1 protein-coding gene and 1 pseudogene are annotated in these 1184 nt (G+C 61.8%); both read right to left on the bottom strand.

Annotated elements, in window-relative coordinates:
- Nucleotides 1-450: ATP-binding protein (locus CXY80_RS00045; protein WP_158251488.1), on the bottom strand; the 450-nt coding region annotated here is incomplete at its 3' end.
- A pseudogene (locus CXY80_RS00040) lies at nucleotides 447-1184 on the bottom strand (IS21 family transposase); the annotation flags it as partial. The gene CXY80_RS00045 and the pseudogene CXY80_RS00040, both read right to left, overlap by 4 nt.

Genomic DNA, 1184 nt, shown 5'->3' with positions numbered 1-1184 from the left:
TTTGTCGCGGGCCAGCTGCCAGGCCTCTTCAAGCTCTGGCATCCGAATGTAATGCGCTCGCACTCGGTGCAGGCAGGCTGCTTTCGCCAAGGCGCACCCCAGATACGATTTCCCCGACCCGGTGAAGCCCTGAAACACGACGTTCTGCTGCCGGTCGATGAACGAGCACGTTCCCAGTCCGGCGATCGTTGACCGGTCAAGGCCGCGCTCCTCGACGAGGTCCAGACGGCGCAGATCAGCGTTGGGATAGCGCAGGTTCGCCCGACGGATCAGCCCCTCGACCTTCGTTTGGGTGAAGACGGAATGGGCGTCGTCGACGGCCAGCTTGATCTTCTCCTCAAACGCCAAACCCAGCGTCAAGGTATCGTCCTGAGCATCGAAGGCGTCCAACAATGTGGTGACGCCCATCTCGCGGAGTTTGCGTTTGGTCTCGATATCGATCCGGCTCATCGTGCACCGCCCCCGGCGTAGTAGTCGGCGCCGCGAACATAACCGCCAGTTTCGGGTTCCGTGGGTTCGAACTGCGGCATCCTGCGGGTGCTCTTCTTGTCTTGCCCGGTCTCCAGGATCGGCTGCAGGTGCGCATATCGGGGCGAGCGGACGCGACCGTTCAGGGCGATCTGACACGCTTTTTCCACCCTGTCACTGGAGTATCGGCGGCTCAGCCGCAGCACGGCGAGGGCCGCGTCAAAGCCTTGTTCCTCCACGGGGACAGACTCGAAGATCCTGTTGACGACGGTCACCATGTGTGGGCCGACCCGGTCGGCCCAGGCCCGAATTCTGACGGTGTCCCATTCCCGATACTTCTCACCCTGAGGCTGGTCGGCATCGTTGGTGCGGTATTCGTTCACGACATGCTCGCCGAACAAGAGGTGGCTGGTGAGCCGTTCATGATTCCGGTAAATCTCCAGCACCTGGCTGGTGATGCGTAGATCAACGCCCTGCCCGATCTGCGCGTAGGGGACGGAGTAGAAGTTCTTCTCCCAGACCACATGCCCGTTCTTTTGCACCCGACGCCCCATAATCCACCGGCTGATCTCATACGGAGCCGACGGTAACGGCCGCAACAACGCTTTCTCCTCGGTCTCAAACACACTGAGGCGGGAGCCGGCGCGTTTCTGGAACGGTTCCCGGTTATAGGCATCCATGCGTCCCCGGATCGCGCCCCGCAGATCGGGGAGCGT

It is taken from the genome of Cryobacterium sp. M91 (assembly GCF_002929615.1).
Lineage (GTDB): Bacteria > Actinomycetota > Actinomycetes > Actinomycetales > Microbacteriaceae > Cryobacterium > Cryobacterium levicorallinum.
The sequence above is the reverse complement of the archived record's forward strand: the minus strand, read 5'-3'. Positions and strand labels throughout refer to the sequence as shown.